The following is a 19,281-nucleotide window of genomic DNA, read 5'->3' on the forward strand; positions in this document are numbered from 1 at the left end:
GTGCAAAAAAGTTAGAAGTTTTAAATTCGCTACCTCATAAACATTAGGAATAGAAAAGTGTCCGATAAGAAGAAAGTGCTTGTAATGGTGGCTAGCCCCAAGAATGAACGGAGCGGAACCCTTGTTCCGACCAATGCCTTTGTTGAGGGCATGCTTGAAGGTGGTGAATTCGAAAGCGAATACATCTACATCGATCGCATGAACATTAAGCCATGCCGCGGTTGCCTTAGTTGCTGGGGTCGCCCCGATGGCAGCTGCTTTATGAAGGACGATGACGTTCCCATGATTCGCAAGAAGTTGGAAGAGGCTGACATCGTCATCTGGAGTTTCCCCCTTTACCTGTTTGGCGTTCCTGGCCAGATGAAGTGCTTGATGGACCGTATTGTGGGTATGGTTCACCCTTATATGGGACAGAAACTGGATGATCCCGACGCGATGAACAAGCCTATGCATGGCTTGCAAAATCAGAAGCCCGGCCAGAAGATCATCTTGCTTTCGAGCTGTGCCTGGTGCGATCTGGATGTTGTTTATGAACCCATCATCAAACAGTTCAACATCATTCTGGGTGCTGATGGTTACACCCTGGTGGCTTGCCCTCAGATGCGCGCACTGCACCATCGTGGCGGCGAACGTCGCCTGAACATGCTTCGAGCCAAGTACAAGAAGGGCGGTCTGGAACTGGCAAAGACTGGTGCCCTTTCCAAGGAAACCATCGACTTGCTGCAAAAGCCCATGTTCAGTGAAGAAGTCTACAAGGAACTGGTGGTGCAGTTTGTGACCCACATGTTCGATCGCGACGACAACTTCTAGAAAAATTCCGCTTTATGAATCGTTTATGTCCCGCTTTAAAAGGCGGGATTTTTTACACGGATTTAAACACAATTAGCGCTTGTCGCCCCGAGGTCCAGGCCCTTTTTTTAGTTAAGAATTTATATTCCAAAGTAGGCCAATTAGGGATGATTGGTTATTAAGGAGTGTTTATGATTGGATTTAAATCGCTGGCGGTAACCGCTAGCCTTATAAGTTTCGTTGGAGTGGGGACCGCCTTCTCGGCCGTTACCTGGAAACCGGTTTGTGCATCGGCGGGTCACACACTTTTGGCAAGCTCAGACCATTTTGAAATCTGCAAGAAGGCGACTCACGACGATGGCTCCGCCAACAATGCCACCTTGGATAATTCCACTGCGCAGAACGCCTTGAACACTCTGGAGCACATTTTCTCGGTTTACCACGATTCCGCAAAGTGGATGTACCCCCAGCCCAGCAACGCCAATGAAAAACTGAAGAGTGTGGCCTACCTTTTCGAGGATTCCAAGATGGCGGCCCTTTACGGCGGCGGCAACACGGAAGCCTGCGTGAAGAACGGGGCAGGGAAGGACGAATGCTCCCCGGGTCTCTGGCTAGGTTCTGGAGCCTTCAAGGACCTGTGGGGTCTGGCACACGAATACGCCCACGGCCTGCAGAGCGTTGCCGGATGGATGGGTTCCAACGCCACCGCCGGCTGGATCTGCGAATCCCACGCCAACTGGATGGCCCATCAGGTGAACCCCACTGACGCCCACTACTGTTCCGAGGCGCTGATCAACTTTCCGTACTTGTATTATGGAAGTTCCCGCGACCGCTATTGCAACTGGCAGTTCATGGAACATCTGAAAGAGGAATTTGGCGGAGGCTGGAAAGGCGTGCAGATGGTGAACCGCATGTGGATGGATAAGATCGACGATGGCGAAATTGGCTACTCCTCCCAGACGCCCTTTAGCGCCATGATTGGCGCCTACGACTGGACTTACGAAGATTTGACTGCCCAGTTCGGCAAGTTCGCCATGAAGAACGCCACCCTGGAATATGCCGGGGCAAAAAAGGCGCTGTACCAAAAGACCTGGGGAGACTACGAATTCGCCACCCGCCGCACCACAGGCTCCGGCGACATCTACCGCAGACACAGCCGTGTTACCATGTTGGATGAAGTGGATAGTTTCTATCAAGTACCCAGTTACTGGGCTCCGCAACGTTTCGGCTACAACCTGGTGCGAATCTATCCCAACTCCGCAGGAAAGGTAACCGTCAAGTTCCGCGGCATTGTGCAGGCTTCTAAACCGTCGTCTGAATTTGGTTGCCTGGGAACCGAAACTGTGTGGGAATGGTCCGATGCCCAGAACAAGTGGGTGCAAAAAAATCTCTGCAACCTGTCACCTGAAATTATGCCCGACCCTGGCTCCAGCTGGACTGTGGGACTGGTGGCCGAAGGCTCCGACGGAACGCCCCGTTACAGTGAAATGAAGTCGGGAACGGCGTTCAATCTGAGCATCGAGACCAAGGCAAACGACAAGGCCCTTTGGCTTGCGGTGACAGCTACTCCCAAGGACCTTTACACCGTTACCTGGGACCAGTTTTACTACACCATCTACAGATACCCCTACATGGTCCGTGTTGAAAACGGCAAACCGGAAGGTTATGAGGATGGGGCTTGGACGCCGACAAGTACCGCTAACTATACAAGGCATTCCAATGGCGGAGGCTGGGTAAGCTCCAAGGCAAAGGTGGCTGCAACCGCCTACGTAGGCCCCGATGCAGTTGTCAACGGGGGAACCGTTAGCGGTGAAGCCCGCATTGAAGATTACGCTGTTGTTAACGGCGGGACCATCAGCGGAAATGCGGTTGTTTCTAGACGCGCCCTGGTGTCTTCGGGAACCATCAGCGATAACGCTAGATTGACGGACGACGCTTGGCTAGTTAGCGGTAGCGTTTCTGGCAACGCCAAGGTGGGCGCACTTTCTATTATCGTGAATTCTACCATCGCAGATGATGCCCAAGTTTATGGCGTCATGTGGGCGGTGGCAAGCAAGAAGCTAAGCGGAACCGCACAACTCCGTGGAGACCTTGAAAACAACTTTACCAAGGAACTGACTTCTGGCGTATTCTACGGAATGGTGGATGACGGTATGCTCAGCGATCCCGTTTATGGAGCAGGCCGTACCCAGGCTCCCGAAGATGCTACCCAACTCCCCGAAATTTCAAAGTGGTACACCATTGACGAAGATAAGGAACTTGTCGAAAATAAGGATCCCACAGGAATTGCCAATCGCGTGCGCCCGACAATAATAAAAAAGACCCAAGGCAAGTTCGATGCCATGGGCCGTAAGTTAAAAGGGCGCAAATTTAATTACTTACACTTGAAGCCCTGAAGTTCCAGGCCAGCCTTCATTTCGGCATAGCTGGACTTGCGCTGCATATTCATTGCCTTGATAAAGGGGCTTTCATTTGCAGTGTGGAGTCTAAAGCCGGTAATCGTTTCTTCTACAGTACCCTTACCGCTTTGAATAAACATTTGCTTTATATGATCACGACGGCTGTCCATTTCAGGCGGAACAAAAACGTCGGTAACCAGGTCGACGTTATCGATATGGTCATCGGTAATTACAAGGGTCATCGTCACATGGTTCTGAAGGCCTCCAAACTGGCCGTTGGCGGAGCAGCTCAACTTCTGGGTGCCGGTCTTTTTCTTTGCCTTGGCTGGCTTTGCTGCGGGCTGGGCCTTAGGAGTATACTGAAGAGCTGCGAGCAAATCCGCTTCGCTGGCGGCACCCTGGATACGGTTGATGACTCGGCCATCCTTAATCAAGAAGAAAGTGGGGAAGGCCTGGATAGGCAAGGTATTCTTGATCTTTTGAACGTTAGGTTCATCAAAGCCCACGGAAGCCACCTTAACATCGGGATACTTCTTTGCGATATCGATGAGGGTCGGAATCATGATCAAACAAGGCGGGCAGCTGGAAGAGAATACATCCAGGATGGTAGGTTTGTCGGTATGGAGAATTTCCTTTTCGAAATTATTGTCATCCACACGGACGATCTTGATGACATCTTCAGCCTGGGCTGCAGAAAAAATCAATGCAACTGAAAGTGCTAAAATTTTCTTAAAGTTCATTGTAAGGCCTTCCTTTTTTATAAACGATAAAATAGAAAAAATCTCGTAGGGAACCCACGAGATTTAGGTTGAAGTTTAAAGGATAAATATTAAAGAAATTTCTTTACGCTTTAACCTTTCTGCTTTCCGCTATTAGACCTGCGGGAGCTTGGCGAGGCTTGCTGCGATGTCTGCATCGGTGGGGATGTAGTCATTCATTTCGCCGTCGTTGAACTTCTGGTAAGCCACCATGTCGAAGTAGCCAGTACCGGTGAGGCCGAAGAGGATGTTCTTCTGTTCGCCAGTTTCCTTGCACTTGAGAGCTTCGTCGATAGTAGCGCGGATAGCGTGGCTGGATTCCGGAGCCGGCAGGATACCTTCGGTCTGAGCGAAGAGCTTAGCAGCTTCGAACACCTTTGTCTGTTCTACGGAAGCAGCGCGCATGAGGCCCTGATCGTAGAGTTCAGAAAGGACAGAGCTCATGCCGTGGTAACGCAGACCACCAGCGTGGTTTGCAGACGGAATGAAGCTGGAGCCCAGAGTGTACATCTTGGCCAGCGGGCAAACCTTACCCGTATCGCAGAAGTCGTAAGCGTACTTACCGCGGGTAAGGCTGGGGCAGCTTGCAGGTTCGATTGCCAGAATATCGTAGTCAGCTTCGCCGCGGAGCTTTTCGCCCATGAACGGGGAGATAAGACCACCAAGGTTAGAACCACCACCTGCGCAGCCGATGATCAGGTCCGGCTTCACACCGATCTTCTTGAATGCAGCCTGAGCTTCCAGGCCGATCACGGACTGGTGCAGCAGAACCTGGTTCAGCACGGAACCCAGAACATAGCGGTAGCCTTCCTGAGTAACGGCTGCTTCAACAGCTTCAGAAATAGCGCAACCCAGAGAACCAGTGGTGCCCGGGAATTCTTCGTTGATCTTGCGGCCAACGTTGGTGTTCATGGAAGGAGACGGGGTGACAGAAGCGCCGTAGGTGCGCATCACTTCGCGACGGAAAGGCTTCTGTTCGTAGGAGCACTTCACCATGTAAACCTGGCAGTCAATGCCGAAGAAGGCGGAAGCCATGGAAAGAGCGGTACCCCACTGGCCTGCACCAGTTTCGGTGGTCACGCCCTTAAGGCCCTGCTGCTTGGCGTAGTAGGCCTGGGCGATAGCGGAGTTCAGCTTGTGGCTGCCGCTGGTGTTGTTACCTTCGAACTTATAGTAGATGTGAGCCGGAGTGCCGAGGGCCTGTTCCAGGAAGTAGGCGCGGACCAGCGGAGACGGGCGGTACATCTTGTAGAAAGTCTGGATGTCCTGAGGAATGTCGATATATGCGGTATCGTTGTCCAGTTCCTGCTTGACCAGTTCGGAGCAGAACACGCCTTCCAGTTCGGCGGCAGTCATGGGCTTACCGGTACCCGGGTTCAGGAGCGGTGCCGGCTTCTTCTTCATGTCGGCACGGACGTTGTACCACTGCTTCGGAAGTTCGGATTCTTCGAGGTAGATCTTGCAAGGACCATCAATCTTAAGAGAGGAGCAATTACGCATATTATTCCTTTTGGTTTGTAAAGCTTGGTCGGGCAAAGCCCGTTTTTGAAAAATCAAAAAAAGTTCGCCTTAAATTTACACAAAAAAAGACGGATGTAAAACGCAAACCTTGTAAAAACATCGTTGAAAATGCGAAAACCGCACTAAAGATGCTACTGACAAAAGGCAAATCACAAGGTATGGAAAGTTATACTATCTTTGCCCAAAGTTATGACGACCAATTCACAGCATTACGAATTTAAGTCTCCGTCGCTGAGCTACAAGAACGCCATGGTGACGGTGGACGTTCTGGAAAGGGATCCTACACACAAGCCCCGAGTGGTCTGGAGCGTAGATGGTAAGGAAGTCTACCGCACGGATCTTTGCAAGATTTTTTCTGACTTGAAGTTTGAAGCTGCCCGTACAGCCATCTACACCTACGACGACGAGGCTCGTGCCCATGCTGTCGGTTTGAACTGCGGTGCTATGGCCAGCCCGGAACATCTGGCTCCTGTTTTTCTGATGTGGCCCCACCGCCGCTTTAACGTGAATATCGTGAGCGGAGCCGATGTGAATTGTGGAGCAGACGGCAAGTCCGCCGCGAAGGTTGCAGAACTTCCCTTGATGGATGGTTCTGCTGCACCGTTTTTCTATGGCCTGCGCCGAGCTGCGGGGGAGCCTGAAGAACTTGTTTTTTACGATGCCCCGGTAAACGCTAACTGGGATTTGAAAACGTCGGGTGATAATCCGCGAACCTATGGCCATGTACGTATCATGCCTGCAGAAACTTTCGAGGTGGAGTACGTTCTGGACCGCAGTGTGGCCCGCGGTGACACCTGCGACTTGCAGTCGGCCGCATCGGTTAGCCTTTATTCTCCAGAGAACCTGTTTCAGATTTTTATGGCCCGCACGTTTATTTCTCAGTTAGAACTTGACGCTGCGCGGTCCAACGGTCTATTAAAAGGCGTAGATGAAAGCTGCGGACTTCTTTTAGACGCAAAAGCCTCCGCAGGATGCCCCTGCAACGAAAATTTCCGTGTCGCCAATGAACCTGCCATGCATAAAATACTAGATTTAATTGGCGATATAACATTCATTTGTCCTGCACTCCCCAAGGTGCGGATTGAAATCACCAACGGTGGGCACGTTTCTCACCGACAAATCATGGAGAAGTTAATACCTTATGTCTCTGCTGGACTCTTTGAAAAAATCTGATAAAGAAGGCGTTCTCTACGGCGAAGATGTTTGCCACGAAGTTCTTCCCCAGAAGTTCCCCTTTGCTTTCGTTGACGAAATCCTGGAATTGAACATGGGTGATGGCACTGCAGAAAATCCCCCTTCTCTGGTGGGCCGTATGCACGTTACTGGCGAACAGGACTTCTTCAAGGGCCATTTCCCCGGCAATCCGGTGATGCCCGGCGTGATCCAGATTGAATCCATGGCTCAGGCAGCAACTCTCCTGACCATGATCGCAATGGAAGATAAGACTGTTGGCAAGCGCCCCGCCTTCATGGGTGTGGAAAACTGCCGCTTCCGCAAGGCTGTGATTCCTCCTACCGATATCATCCTGAAGGTCCGTCTCACTGACCTCCGCATGGCTCGTCGCGGCATCTTCAAGTATGCCGGTCAGGTGTTCATCGGCGAAGACCTGGTGACCGAAGCAGAATTTTCTGCAGCTATGGTTTAATTGCTCTCCCCGCAAGGGGGATCATGCCCACTAAGCACTAAAGTGCTAAGTGGTCAAAGTGTGTCGCGGAAATGCTGGTTCGTTAACGGCGTTACGTCATCCTGAAGGGCGTAGCCCTGAAGGATCCAGTACATAAGTAAAAAAGAGGATTGTCATCAAATGACAGTCCTTTTTTGGTATCTTCGTTTTTATGGAGAAACATAGCTACACATATATACTTTTTAGTCAACGAAATGGGACACTATATATTGGTGTTACTAATGATCTGAAACGCAGAGTTTCCGAACACAAAAGCAAGGCAATTCCTGTTTTTACGCAGAAATATGGAGTTGATAAGCTTGGATATTTCGAAGTGTATAATGATATCCGCTTTGCTATAGAACGGGAAAAAGTGTTGAAAGGGTGGAGAAGGGTGCGCAAGATAGAATTGCTGGAAAGCATGAATCCAACATGGAGGGATTTGTATTTTAATTTGTTCTAGGTTCGTCGTGGATTCTTCGAGCCTGTGGCTCTCAGAATGACGAAATGCGTTTAAGGTTCGTCATGGATTCTTCGAGCCTGCGGCTCTCAGAATGACGATAATTGAAGGCTCGGGATGACGATGGTTGACGTGAAGTCTACATCTCCGGGTCCAGCTCGCCGCGGATGATTTCCACTTCGCCGTGTTTGACCAGGCTGATGATGTTGGTGGGGCAGATTTCGATAGGGCCGCAGTCCACCATCATGTCTACGGAATGCTCGAAGGTTTTCCAGAGTTCGTCGGGCTCGTAGATGTCTTCGTCGCTGAGCTTGGCGGCGGTGCTGAGGATGGGCTTGTCGAAATGCTGGAACAGTTCCTTGAAGAAGGGGTGGGTGGGCATTCTCACGCCGATTTCGGGGCGCTTTACGTCTAGGCGGCGGGCGATGTGATGGTCGGCGGGCAGAATAAAGGTGAAGGGGCCGGGTACGCGGGGCTTCATGATGTTGAAGGCGAAATTGTCGATGCGGGCGTAGTCGGTGGCGGCACGGATATCGGGAATGATCAGGGCCATAAAGAACTTCTTCATGGGCTTTTTCAAGGCATAAAGTTTGTGGATGGCCTTGGGGGATTCTGCGTTACAGCCGATAGCATAACCGGATTCTGTAGGGTACAGAACAAGACCGTCGTCTTCCAGGGCGGCGGCGGCCAGCTTAACAATGCGGGCCTGAGGATTTTGTGGATGTACTTCAAATCGCATGTGCTGAATTTACACAAAAAAGCTTGAATTGGCTCAAAAAAATTTATTTAAGGATAGTCCATGTTGACTATCTTTGCACTATGCGTTATTCTATGATTGTTCTCCTGGTTGTTTCCGCCCTCCTTTCCGGATGTTTTTCTGCGGGGGATGACTTCTATTCCTACGTACTTCTGAAGGGGAGTATCCAGCGCGAAAATCCCGAAGATATGGTGGACGTGGCTGTTGATTCCCGCTGCACCTTGATGGCCAATGACCTGGAAGGCGGTGACTATGAGGTTTCTATCGGAGCCATCGAGAACTGTAACGTGGTATGGACCATCAACAACGAAATTGTCCAGAGGGCGGTGGTTCATAAGGATTGGGATACCCAGAATCACCTGATCGGTATGGAAATTACCGTTATAGATGAACGTTCCAAGTCTAGCAAGACGGTCTATTCCAAGACACCGGATTCCAGAGAATGGATCATCGAACTTTAATGCGCTAACATTGGGGAACCACCTGGGTTCCTTCGAAGGCGTTCTGAATGTGTGAAAATTGCAGGGGAGACTGGTAGACCCTGGCACTCAGTACATCAAAACGACAAGGCTGGTCAAAACCCCTGGGGGCAATCTGGGGGTGAGAGTGGAGAAAGTGGCAGGCGGTGTGCCAGATCTTTTTCTGCTTTAGGCGGTTCACGCGGGCGGCGGGATTCCCCTGCTGATTATTCCAGACGGACTTGACTTCTACAAAGACGATTGTTTCGCCTTGTTTTGCCACAATGTCCAGTTCCCCTCCGCGGTAGGCATAGTTGCGGGCCACCACCTGATAACCGTTACGGGTCAGGAATGCGGCTGCCTGGTCTTCGATGGCGTTGCCTTTTTTGCGTGTGTCAGAATGTACGGTCTTGTTCATGCATAACCTTCTTTTTATTAAAAGTTTAACGAACCGCGCAATGAAATTGCGCGACCCCTCTTTCATATAGTCAATGCATGTCCTGTACACGTTTCGTGTTCAGGTCGACGATTTTTGCCCGTTGCCCGGGCGGTAGAGGCTTTGCCTCTTAGGGCAGTTCCATTCCCAGCAGGCGGATTTCAGAAACAGCGAAGTCTGCGTTTTCACCTTCGTGGACGTTGTCCAGGTAAATCTTCAGTTCGGTGGTTTCCATGGCCTGGATGGTGGGGTACTGCATACCCTTGATGTTTTCCAGCTTTACCTTCTGCTTGAAACCGTCCTTGGTTTCGAGGGTCAGGGTGCGGGGCTTCTTGAAAATGCGGAAGCGGTCACCGAAGGCGTCGTCCACGGACTTCTGGTAGCCAACGGCGATACCGAAATGGGTGACCACGGCGTTGGTTTCAAAGTAAAGGGTCAGAACGGGATTCTGGGGCTTCTGGGGGACGGGGGCCAGCCAGGCGGTCTTCAGGTCATTGTCCTTAAGGTTGTCCAGCGGATATCCCTTCTTCTGGTCGATTTCCAGTGCCTTAGTTTCGTAGTTGCCCATGGCGTCGTTCCACTCCAGTTCGCGGAGGGTGCTTTCGGGCTTGTGGGTGAGCATCAGCAGGATCAGCAGCATGATGATCAGCGGGAAGATGAACACGGCCAGGGCGGTGAGCTTCTTTTGCAAGAGGCGGGCCTTGGGCGAAATCTTGTTGGCCATGTCGGCGATGGACTGGGTGTGCTTGTGGAGCAGAGTCTGGTTTCCCATGCGTCCAGTCTGGCGATCGCGTTCGGTGGTGAACACCTGGTCACAGGCATCCAGGAATTCCTGCATGTCGTGGAAGCGTTCGTTCAGCTTTTTCTTGAGGCACTTGAGGATCAGCTTGGAGAGGCCTGCAGGCATATCCTTGCGGAACTGTTCCGGCGGAGGGGGCTGCTGCTGAACGTGCTTCAGGGCGATTTCGATGGGCTTTTCACCTTCGAAGGGGAGGCGACCGCAGGTCATCTCATAAAGAATGACGCCCATGCTGTAGATATCGGTCTGCAGGGTGACGCTGTCACCGTGGCACTGTTCGGGGCTCATGTATTCCGGGGTACCCATGGTCATGCCGGTGCGGGTCAGGCGTTCCTTTTCCATTTCCTGGATGTAGGAGATGCCGAAATCCATGATGTACACGCGGTTGTCGCGGGTCAGCATGATGTTGGAGGGCTTGATGTCGCGGTGAACGATACCCTTGTTATGGGCGTAGAGCAGGCCGCGGGCAATCTGGCGGATAATGACTTCGATGGCCTCGAAGGAGAGCTGTTCCTTGTTGTGGAGGATGTCCGAAAGGTTGGTGCCTTCCACATAAGTCATGGAAATGAACAGCTGGTTGTTCTGCTGACCAAAGTCGAACACATGAACCACGTTCTGGTGGTCCAGTTCCTTCATGGCCTGAGCTTCCATGTAGAAACGCTTGATGGCCTCTTCATCGGAGGAGGCGTCCAAGATCTTGAAGGCTACTTCGCGGTTAAGCCTTTTGTCCATGGCCTTGTAGACGTTGCCCATGCCCCCTTTACCCAAGGTTCCAATGAGGTCATAGTTTGCGTTAAAAGGACGAGGAAATACTTCTGGCTTCTGCGGTGCGATCATTTTGCGTTCTTGGATCTAAAAAGTTTAATTGCCATCACAATATAAAAACCTACGGCGATGGCGATGGCGGCAACAATGTTTACAACGGGGTCTTGACGCTCTAAAAGTAGGTTCAAAAGGCTATTTTGGTTGTAGCGGGACCAGATTACGGTAGACAGGGCGCGGCCAAGAGCCTGCATCTGATCTAGGGGAACCAGCGCACCGGCAAGTGCTACCTGGGGAATAATAAGCAAGGGGAGGGTAGCGTTTGCCTGTCCGGAATTCCTGGAGAAGGCGCTCACCATTAAGCCCACCATGACGGCTGGCAGGACCATGGCTGCCGTAGTAAGCAAAAGTGCTGTCACGGGAACGTGGGAAGCGATCCTGAAATTGACGAAGGCGTATACGATAAGCGTCTGAATCCAGGCCACCAAGGTGGGGAGGGTGGCCTTTGAAAGCAGGGTGGGCAGGACCTTTACGCCCTTACGGAACTCGCCCTGGAGAATCTGACGTTCCTGAACAATTTCGCGGATCGACAAGGAAAGGGCTAACCAGTTTGCCGAAAGGATGACGGCGAAGGCTACAATCCAAAGAGAAGTCAGCTCCGAGAAAATCAGGGAGAAAAGTCCACCGATAACCAGGGGTTGAATAATCAAGGTGAGGGTCTTTCCCAGGTCGCGGAACCATTGTTTTGCTGTAAGACCTATCTTGTAGAACAGCACAGGGGCAAGTTCATTCTTTACGAAATAAATGTTTGGATGGGCGCTCTCGTCGCCGTTAGAATCGTCCTGATTATCCTGGGCCTTACGTTCCCAGGAGTTCTTCCAGTTGGTGGCGGATTCGTCGTTCAGGTCCGAAAGAATTTCTTCGGGATCCCTGGTGTTGAAATAGCGGAAGGCATCGGCGGGGGTGCCATAAAAACCTTGTTCCCCGTGATGTAATACCAGCACCTTGTTGGCGATGTCCAAAGCTTCGTAGCTATGGGTGGTAAGAATCACCGTGTGCCCCAGGAACGAAAGCTGTTGCAGATGGGTGCAGAGGATCTTGGCGTTGTAAGGATCCAATCCGGAAAGAGGTTCATCGAGAACGATAAGGCCCGGGTTGCCCATGAGTTCGCGGGCCAGGGCCACACGACGGAGTTCGCCTCCGCTCAGAGTCTTTACCAGATTGTCCATGCGTTCGGTCAGACCGAAAAGCTGACAGAACTGCTCCATGCGTTTTTGGGCATTGGCCTTGAATTCATGGCGGTTCATGCTGGTGCGTCCGCCATCCAGAAGTGTTTCGCGGACTGTCAGGTCGCGGCGCAGTTCCGGATCCTGCTCCAAGAATGCAATATGCTTGCGGATTTCTGCATTGCGGTAATCCAGGCCTCCGATGCGGACCTGTGATTTTTCGCCACAGCTGTGAATGCCCTGTAGCAGTCGCAGGAGGGTGGATTTTCCCTGGCCTGAACGACCGATAATAGCCATGATTTCGCCGGCGGGCAGCGTGAAATTCAAGTCGCGGACAATCTGCTTTTTACCTGCAAAAATATCCAGCTGGCGGGCGGTGACGCTAAAACCCTGAGGGGCGTTAAAGCAGGCGACACGGCCTTCCGAAAGTTCCAGCTCATAACCGGGAATCTTGAGAATTTCACCTTCGTTCAGGGGTATGGAGCGAAGGACTTTCCCCTGGGGGGAGACCATCTTCTGTGTAAAGTTGATCAGGGCGGCGCTCGCAGACGTCTCGACGGAAATACCTTCAGGCAGTTCCGTTTCAGAATTGTTGAAGGCATCCATCACCAGTAACGACAGATGGCGATCCTTCAAGGTGGCCTGCAACTTCTGCGTTCCGATAAGAATGACATCGCCATCCTTAATGGGAAGCGGTGCAGAAACGTCGGCACCATTCAGCTGCGTTACGCTGTTCTCGGTCAGGTTCCGCAAAGTCCATTGGCCAGAAACGCACTCCAATACCGCATGCTGTCTAGACACCATCAGGTTATCTAGCACCAGGCAATTATCCGACTTACGGCCGATAGTAAAGGGCTTGTCGGCTGAAGGAGTGACGATCTGGAAGGAATGCATATAACTAATTATAAGGTAGGAATTATGAATTACAAAACTTTAAGATAGTTCTAAAACCATCTTGATGAATCTCATAATTCATAATTCGTAATTCATAATTAAACCAGAGCCTTCAGGCCGGCGATAAAGCGGTCGCATGCCTTTTCCAAAGTTTCGTCACTGGCTGCGTAAGAGAAACGAACACAGGTATCGTCACCGAATGCGGCACCCGGCACAATGGCAAGGCCCTGAGACTGCAGCAAGTATTCGCAAAGTTCAACGGAACCGCCAATGACCTTACCCTCGGGAGTCTTCTTGCCGTAGAAACAGGTCACGGGAGCGAACAGATAGAATGCGCCCTCCGGTGCGTGAGCGGGAACCGGCAGGATTTCTGCGGTACGCTTCAGCATGTAGTTGCGACGCTTCAGGAATGCAGCCTGCATGGCTTCTACGTTAGACTTGTCCATTTCAAGAGCGCCCAATGCGGCGTACTGCGCTACGTTGCTAGGGTGGTGTGTTGCCTGTCCCTGGATTTTGCCGATGATCTTTGCGATGTCGGCGGGGGCTGCGTTGTAACCGATACGCCAACCGGTCATGCAATGGGACTTGGAGAAACCGTTAATGACGATGGTACGTTCAGCCATGCCGGGGAAGGCGGCGGCGCTTGTAAATTCGGTATCGTAGACGAAGTATTCATACACTTCGTCAGAAATGCAGTAGATGTCCTTTTCCACGATTACCTTGGCCAGTTCACCCAGTTCTTCCTTGGTGTACACGGCTCCGGTGGGGTTGCAGGGGTTATTCAGGAGGATTGCCTTGGTCTTGTCTGTAATGGCGGCGCGGAGCTGTTCTGCGGTAATCTTGAACTTGGCTTCCTTGGTAGCTTGTACAATTACGGGCACACCACCAAGCCACTTTACCAGTTCGGGGTAAGTGACCCAGTAAGGAGCGGGAACGATCACTTCGTCACCCGGATTCACAAGTGCAGCCAGGGAGTTGAACACGGCATGCTTTGCACCGCTAGTCATGATGATCTGTTCCGGCTTGTAGTCCAGACCGTTTTCATCTTTCAGTTTCTTGGCCACGGCCTTGCGGACTTCCATAATGCCCACAGGTGCGGTGTAGCGGGTCTTGCCCTCGTCAATAGCCTTGCAAGCAGCAGCACGGATAGGCTCCGGTGTAGGGAAATCCGGTTCACCGGCACCCAGACTGACAACGTCCTTGCCATCAGCAATCATCTGCTTGGCCAAAGTATCGATAGCGACCGTCAAACTGGCGGCAATATTCAAAGTTCTAGTGGATAGAGGTTTCATTTTTTCTGAGCCTTGATTTCTTGATGACGCGGTAAGTATCCAGCGTACTTGCGATAAGGGGGTAAATGGTTAACTGTGAAATGAATATGCAAATCAATCCGATGGCACTGATAATGCCCATGCTGCGAATACCCGGGTGGGACGAAAGCAACATGGCGAAAGAGCCGATAAAACCGGCCCCCTGTGCCGTAAGGATTGAAGAAAGCTTTGCGCGCAGAACGGTCCAGGCGGTTCCATTCTGCTTTTCGTAATAGGATGACCAGAGCTGCAAGGAACCATCAACACTGACCCCAATCAGCAGCACGAATACCAGGGAACTGTAGAACGAAATATGGATTCCCCAACCGTGAACAAGAATGGTCAACCAGCTCATAGAGAACATGGAAGGGAGTACCGTAAAGAAGGCTCGGCTCAATTTATTGTAGTACAGCAGCAGAATGAACCAAAGCATGATAATCCCAAGCACAATGGACTTGTCGACATTCTGGAGCACCAGGTCCAATACGTTTGCTCTAAGGATGGGGGTTCCGCAGACCTTGAATTTGTTGTCCTGGATGCCGTCAAACTTCTGGAGCTGAGCATTAATGTGGCGGCAGGCCAGGCCATTGTCAGGATCGGAAGAGGGGATGATAAAGGCAAATACTCCGGACTGACCGTCCTTGCCCGAGAACTTGCGGCGGATATCTTCAGAAAGTTTGAATTCCTGGATGTCATTCTCATAGTTAGAGAGCATCTCCACGATAGAAACACTGTCGTCTGTGGCCAAGCGAGACAAAATCTGAGGAGTCAGCTCCGCCTTCAGGTGTTCCAGCATATTTTTCTTGTTCTTGCTCATCTTGGGCATGAACTGGTACTGGGTGTAAATTCTTCCCAAGTCGGGAATCTGTCCACGATCCTTCAGGTGTTTGAAGTCTTCCTGGATGCTGCTACTGTATGAGGAGTCCGGCAACATCACAATGACTGGATCGAAGGTGGAGAATCCGGTCTCTTCGATCAGGGCGTTCACCTTCTGCTCATCCAACTGCATTTCGGTCTGCCTGAAATCGTAAAGGAAGGCCAGGTTGTTGCCGCTGTACAAAAGGCCTGCGCTACTGAGGATGCTGATGCATACAATGATGGCCCAGTTCACCTTATTGGGGAACAGCTTGAGACGTCGAGGAATGTGTCGGGAAATTTCGGCAATGTTGAACATCTTCTTCTGCTGGGCAAAGCGCAACAGCGATACACCCAGAAGGGGGCAGATATAGAGGTTCATCAAGACTCCGATGGCTCCAAGGATTGCCAATTCCCGCAAACCCGGCAGAGGAATCAGCAACAGCGAAAGGAACAGGGCTGCCATGATTAGCGAAGAGGCCGCAACCGGAGGCATAATACCCAGGATAGCACTTTCGGTACTGAGGGTGGGGCTTAAGTTTTGGTCACGTTCCTGGAAGAATCGGGTCAGGAGGTGCGTCTGTATTTGCATGGCGTGGCCCGGCAAAATCAAGGCCAGGTTTAACGTAAACAGATTGATTCTTCCAAAAAACAGGTAGGCAATCCCGAACATGAATATGGTGGGAAGTGCAATAGGCAAACCAGAAATCAGGATCAACTGGGGCCGTCTATAGAAATGGAGCATGGACAGCACCAGGAGGATGATGACAGCCATTCCCCCCGCGAATTTTGCCTCGGGCAGAAGTTTCTTACCGGTCTTGATTGACTTGTAAATCTTTCCGGTATAGTAGACTTCAATGTTTCGTGAGCTTGCTGCAGAGTCAAGATAAGCTTTGGCTCGGTTGTAAAGATTGCGATTTGACTGCAGGTCGGTCAGGGAATGGGTGGGGTAGATGTCAATGACACGGATTGTCCCATCATTGTTGGCATGGGACTGTTGGAGTTCCCTAAAGTATTTTTCTTCAATCTGCTTTACCAGTCCATCAGCCTTTTCTGCAGTTGCACCTGCACTATCTGCAGATTCAGTAAGGTCGACTAGAAAGGGATTGCTTTTACGGAAATGGGCGTTTTTGACACTGTCAACCATGTTGACTACAGCGGCAACTTCGTCTTCATTGGCATACAGGAGGCGGTTCTTCTTGAAAAAGTTTTCGTCGGCGGCAAACTCAATAAAGTGAACCAGAGGGTCCTTGGAGAAATCCCTGGCGAAATTACGGGCCAGGTTGAAATTCGTCAAACTGTCTTTTGATTGTAAGACAATAGTGAGGCTGCCTAATCCACCAAAAGAATTTTCAATATCCTGATAATCTAGTTGTACCTCATTTCCCTTCAGAGAATCCTGCAACTGGAGTTCCCAACGCAAATGGTTAATGGGATAGATACAAAGTGCGGCCAATACCAACGATACGATGATATTCGCCCTATAATTTTGCCCTAATCTCTTAACTATTTTTGCGAACGCAGAAAACATGACAACAATATAATTATAAATTGGGGGGGTATGAAGTTGGGTTTATGTAGGAAGATCGCTACGATGGCGTTTTGTTTGCTGCTGATGGCTGCAAGCCCTTTTGCACAAACCAAGGAATCCAATGATCCTGCACCTCAAAATTCAACTTCCGAAAATCCCGAAACAGAGAACGTCGAAGAAGAAGATTCGTTCAAATGGTCTAACCTGTGGAAATGGCCCCTGGACTACATCATCCAGCCAGTACTGAACATCCTCATCTACCCGATAGCGACCCCCATCGATTACGCGGTCAAGAACGGAGTCATCGAAAGGTCGGTGGATTTAATCACCTTCGGCGAACGCAAGAACATATTCATTTACCCTAGTTTCAACTTAAAACCGGGCGCAAGTACCGAACTGGGCGTTGTCTATCGACACCGTAGCGTATTCCTGGATCGAGATTATCTAGTGCTGCAAGGGGAATTTTTTGCCAACGGCGACTTGGCCTTCGATACACGATACACCAAGCAGTCTATCCTTGGGACTCCGCTTTTCGCCGGCGTTCGTTACAGTATCAACTGGAACCGAGACAAACATTTTATTGTTCCCGAAACAAAGGCTAGCTATCTACAGCCGGATTCCAGCTTTAGTATTACCTGGCGACTTGGCGCACCGCTTTCTGACAACCGCAACTGGAATGCTGAAATCTGGACAACCCAAAACTTCATCAAGGCCGATGTTCCCGATATCGAAGACTCCCTGTTATTTAGCAAGAAGTTTTCCATCGAAGACCGCGGACTATATCAAGACCATATGGAATTTCCCATTGGTGCATCCATCATCTACGACGACCTGGATTACCCATACGCCCCATCCCGAGGTTCCCGCGTCAGTTTTTCAGGTTCCTATAACATTGTCAGCAAGTACGACGGCGTAAGTGTCAAGGAACTGGGCGATGAAGCCAAGGACTATTATGACGAAGATATCATTAATGGTTCCAAAAGAAAGCACGATTACATCCGCACGGAGTTCTTGCTCCAGCATTATTTCTTGCTAGGCAGCAGCCCCAACTATATTCTAAGCGCAACAGAAGCCCGACAGAACCGTAAGTTCTATACCGACTTTTCCTGGGATGAAGCCATTCGTGTATGGCGTCCCGAAAACATGATGCAAACCCTTTTTGAGAGAAGGGTTATCGCCTTACAGTATAGGCTAATTGATTTATGGGAAATGGAAAAAGGCGGCGCACCCTTTAACGCATTCCCCACATTGAATGCAAGAACTCCGCTGCGTGGATATGGGGATACATGGGCATCCCATCATATCATGTCCTTAAGCGCAGAATATCGCTGGCCGGTAGACCGCTTTGTTGATGGAGTCGTGTTCGACGAATACGCACTTATCGCCGATAAAATCGACAAGTGGAGTTTCGACCATTACTACAACTCATGGGGCTTTGGCATCCGAGTTCGTCAGCCCAACATGTTCCTGTGCCGTGTGCAGCTGGGATTCCACGGACTGCACGGCGTCAATATGATTATAACCATCGCACCGGAATTCCGATAATAACCGAAGCTGCAGCAAAAGGAACGGCAACAACTCGAGCCGAAACTAAAGAGGCATTTCTTCTTGCAAATTGAAGCCCGCCTGCGTCTGCCCCTGGAACTGCGATACAGCTCTGGGTGGAATCTGCCTGTGCAGCATCTCGTACGCGTTGTGGGTGGCCATGCGCCCTCTAGGAGTGCGGGAAAGCAGGCCCTTTCTAATGAGGTAGGGCTCATACACTTCTTCAATGGTATCGGGTTCTTCGCCAATAGCAGCCCCGATAGTTCCAAGGCCCACTGGACCTCCACCGAAATTGTCTATAAGCATCGTAAGAATTTTACGGTCCATGCCATCTAGGCCTTCGCCGTCGATTCCCAGCATATCCAAAGTTTTCTGGGCAGAATTCAAGTCGATAACTCCAGTTCCACGAACCTGAGCCACATCGCGGCAACGCCTTAACACGCGGTTGGCGATACGGGGTGTTCCGCGGCAACGACCACCTAGCAATCTGGCGGCATCTTCATCCAATTCAATATCCAAAATTCTTGCGCTACGCATCAAGATCAGCATGATATCTTCTTCATCATACAATTCCAGGCGATACTGAAGACCAAATCTATCACGCAAGGGGCCAGTCAGAAGGCCGCTGCGGGTGGTCGCGCCCACCAGGGTAAAATGCTTCAGGGGGAGGTTTACGCTGCGGGCCGCAGGGCCGGAATCCAGCATGATGTCCAACCTGAAATCTTCCATGGCGGGGTAGAGGTATTCTTCTACAACGCGGTTCAGACGATGGATTTCATCGATAAAGAGAATATCGTTTTCCTGCAGACTAGTCAAAAGACCTGCCAAGTCACTGGCTTTTTCAAGAACCGGTCCGCTGGTAATATGGATGTTCACGCCCATTTCCTTGGCGATAATCCCAGCCAAAGTCGTCTTACCAAGTCCCGGAGGACCAGAAAATAGACAATGGTCCAGGGCGTCTCCGCGATGCCTTGCCGCCTCAATGGCGATAGAAAGACTTTCCTTAATGGATTTCTGTCCGGTAAATTCCGCAAGTGATGGGGGACGGAGGGTGTTTTCGGCATCGCCTTCGTCACCAGAACGTCTTTCCGGAGAAATAATACGCTGATCTTCCATAG

The 19,281-nt window shown here is 50.8% G+C and carries 16 protein-coding genes; 7 read left to right on the forward strand and 9 right to left on the reverse strand.

All coding sequences use genetic code 11. From position 1 onward, the window contains the following. Positions 1-57 precede the first annotated feature (57 nt). Together BUB38_RS12395 and BUB38_RS12400 are read left to right on the forward strand one after the other, a co-directional pair. Positions 58-810 carry a flavodoxin family protein gene (locus tag BUB38_RS12395; RefSeq protein WP_073161016.1) on the forward strand — a complete coding sequence of 251 codons (753 nt, stop codon included), beginning with the start codon at positions 58-60 and terminating at the stop codon, positions 808-810. A 170-nt stretch (positions 811-980) separates the two neighbouring features. Then, a complete protein-coding gene (locus BUB38_RS12400) occupies positions 981-3,185 on the forward strand; it encodes a DUF6055 domain-containing protein (RefSeq protein WP_139258439.1) in 2,205 nt (734 codons plus the stop codon). On the opposite strand, the gene BUB38_RS12405 is transcribed toward BUB38_RS12400, so the two are convergent. Both BUB38_RS12405 and BUB38_RS12410 read right to left on the reverse strand, forming a co-directional pair. Beyond that, on the reverse strand, positions 3,164-3,928 hold the full coding sequence (locus tag BUB38_RS12405) for a thioredoxin family protein (protein WP_073161022.1): 765 nt from the start codon (positions 3,926-3,928) through the stop codon (positions 3,164-3,166). The genes BUB38_RS12400 and BUB38_RS12405 overlap by 22 nt on opposite strands. Positions 3,929-4,060: 132 nt before the next feature. Next, on the reverse strand, positions 4,061-5,446 hold the full coding sequence (locus tag BUB38_RS12410) for a TrpB-like pyridoxal phosphate-dependent enzyme (protein WP_073161025.1): 1,386 nt from the start codon (positions 5,444-5,446) through the stop codon (positions 4,061-4,063). 210 nt (positions 5,447-5,656) lie between these two features. Between BUB38_RS12410 and BUB38_RS12415 the strand changes: the two genes are divergently transcribed. From BUB38_RS12415 to BUB38_RS12425, 3 genes are all read left to right on the forward strand, one after another. Further along, entirely contained in the window at positions 5,657-6,640 is a 984-nt protein-coding gene (locus BUB38_RS12415; protein WP_073161029.1) for a UDP-3-O-acyl-N-acetylglucosamine deacetylase, read from the forward strand. Then, positions 6,627-7,112, forward strand: coding sequence for a 3-hydroxyacyl-ACP dehydratase FabZ family protein (locus BUB38_RS12420; protein WP_254794956.1), 486 nt, complete (start codon positions 6,627-6,629; stop codon positions 7,110-7,112). Before BUB38_RS12415 ends, BUB38_RS12420 begins: the two co-directional genes overlap by 14 nt. A 190-nt stretch (positions 7,113-7,302) precedes the next feature. After that, positions 7,303-7,593, forward strand: coding sequence for a GIY-YIG nuclease family protein (locus BUB38_RS12425; protein WP_073161035.1), 291 nt, complete (start codon positions 7,303-7,305; stop codon positions 7,591-7,593). Positions 7,594-7,729: 136 nt separating this feature from the next. Here the strand turns inward: BUB38_RS12425 and BUB38_RS12430 are convergent, their stop codons facing one another. Next, positions 7,730-8,329, reverse strand: a complete 600-nt coding sequence (locus BUB38_RS12430; protein ID WP_073161039.1) for an L-threonylcarbamoyladenylate synthase — start codon at positions 8,327-8,329, stop codon at positions 7,730-7,732. Between the two features lie 92 nt (positions 8,330-8,421). On the opposite strand from BUB38_RS12430, the gene BUB38_RS12435 reads away from it, so the two are divergent. Further along, positions 8,422-8,808 carry a hypothetical protein gene (locus BUB38_RS12435; RefSeq protein WP_139258440.1) on the forward strand — a complete coding sequence of 129 codons (387 nt, stop codon included), beginning with the start codon at positions 8,422-8,424 and terminating at the stop codon, positions 8,806-8,808. Positions 8,809-8,812: 4 nt separating this feature from the next. On the opposite strand, the gene BUB38_RS12440 is transcribed toward BUB38_RS12435, so the two are convergent. The 5 genes from BUB38_RS12440 to BUB38_RS12460 form a co-directional block, all read right to left on the reverse strand. Next, entirely contained in the window at positions 8,813-9,223 is a 411-nt protein-coding gene (locus BUB38_RS12440; RefSeq protein WP_073161043.1) for a YraN family protein, read from the reverse strand. 148 nt (positions 9,224-9,371) lie between these two features. Then, positions 9,372-10,877, reverse strand: coding sequence for a serine/threonine-protein kinase (locus tag BUB38_RS12445; RefSeq protein WP_073161046.1), 1,506 nt, complete (start codon positions 10,875-10,877; stop codon positions 9,372-9,374). Further along, on the reverse strand, positions 10,874-12,922 hold the full coding sequence (locus BUB38_RS12450; RefSeq protein WP_073161049.1) for an ATP-binding cassette domain-containing protein: 2,049 nt from the start codon (positions 12,920-12,922) through the stop codon (positions 10,874-10,876). The genes BUB38_RS12445 and BUB38_RS12450 overlap by 4 nt, the downstream gene beginning before the upstream one ends. A 98-nt stretch (positions 12,923-13,020) precedes the next feature. Further along, complete coding sequence (locus tag BUB38_RS12455) at positions 13,021-14,214, reverse strand: pyridoxal phosphate-dependent aminotransferase (RefSeq protein ID WP_073161053.1); 1,194 nt, start codon at positions 14,212-14,214, stop codon at positions 13,021-13,023. Further along, the gene (locus tag BUB38_RS12460) at positions 14,195-16,543 is read right to left on the reverse strand and encodes an MMPL family transporter (protein ID WP_170932290.1); all 2,349 of its coding nucleotides are present in this window, start codon (positions 16,541-16,543) and stop codon (positions 14,195-14,197) included. The genes BUB38_RS12455 and BUB38_RS12460 overlap by 20 nt, the downstream gene beginning before the upstream one ends. A gap of 138 nt (positions 16,544-16,681) precedes the next feature. Here BUB38_RS12460 and BUB38_RS12465 point away from each other — a divergent pair, with 138 nt between their 5' ends. Further along, positions 16,682-18,163 (forward strand): BamA/TamA family outer membrane protein, encoded by a 1,482-nt coding sequence (locus BUB38_RS12465; protein WP_175547687.1) that lies wholly within the window; start codon positions 16,682-16,684, stop codon positions 18,161-18,163. Between the two features lie 45 nt (positions 18,164-18,208). Here BUB38_RS12465 and ruvB read toward each other — a convergent pair whose 3' ends face one another. Further along, positions 18,209-19,279, reverse strand: a complete 1,071-nt coding sequence (gene ruvB, locus BUB38_RS12470; protein WP_073161061.1) for a Holliday junction branch migration DNA helicase RuvB — start codon at positions 19,277-19,279, stop codon at positions 18,209-18,211. Between the last annotated feature and the right edge of the window lie 2 nt (positions 19,280-19,281).

Source organism: Fibrobacter sp. UWH5 (assembly GCF_900142505.1).
Classification (GTDB): Bacteria; Fibrobacterota; Fibrobacteria; order Fibrobacterales; family Fibrobacteraceae; genus Fibrobacter.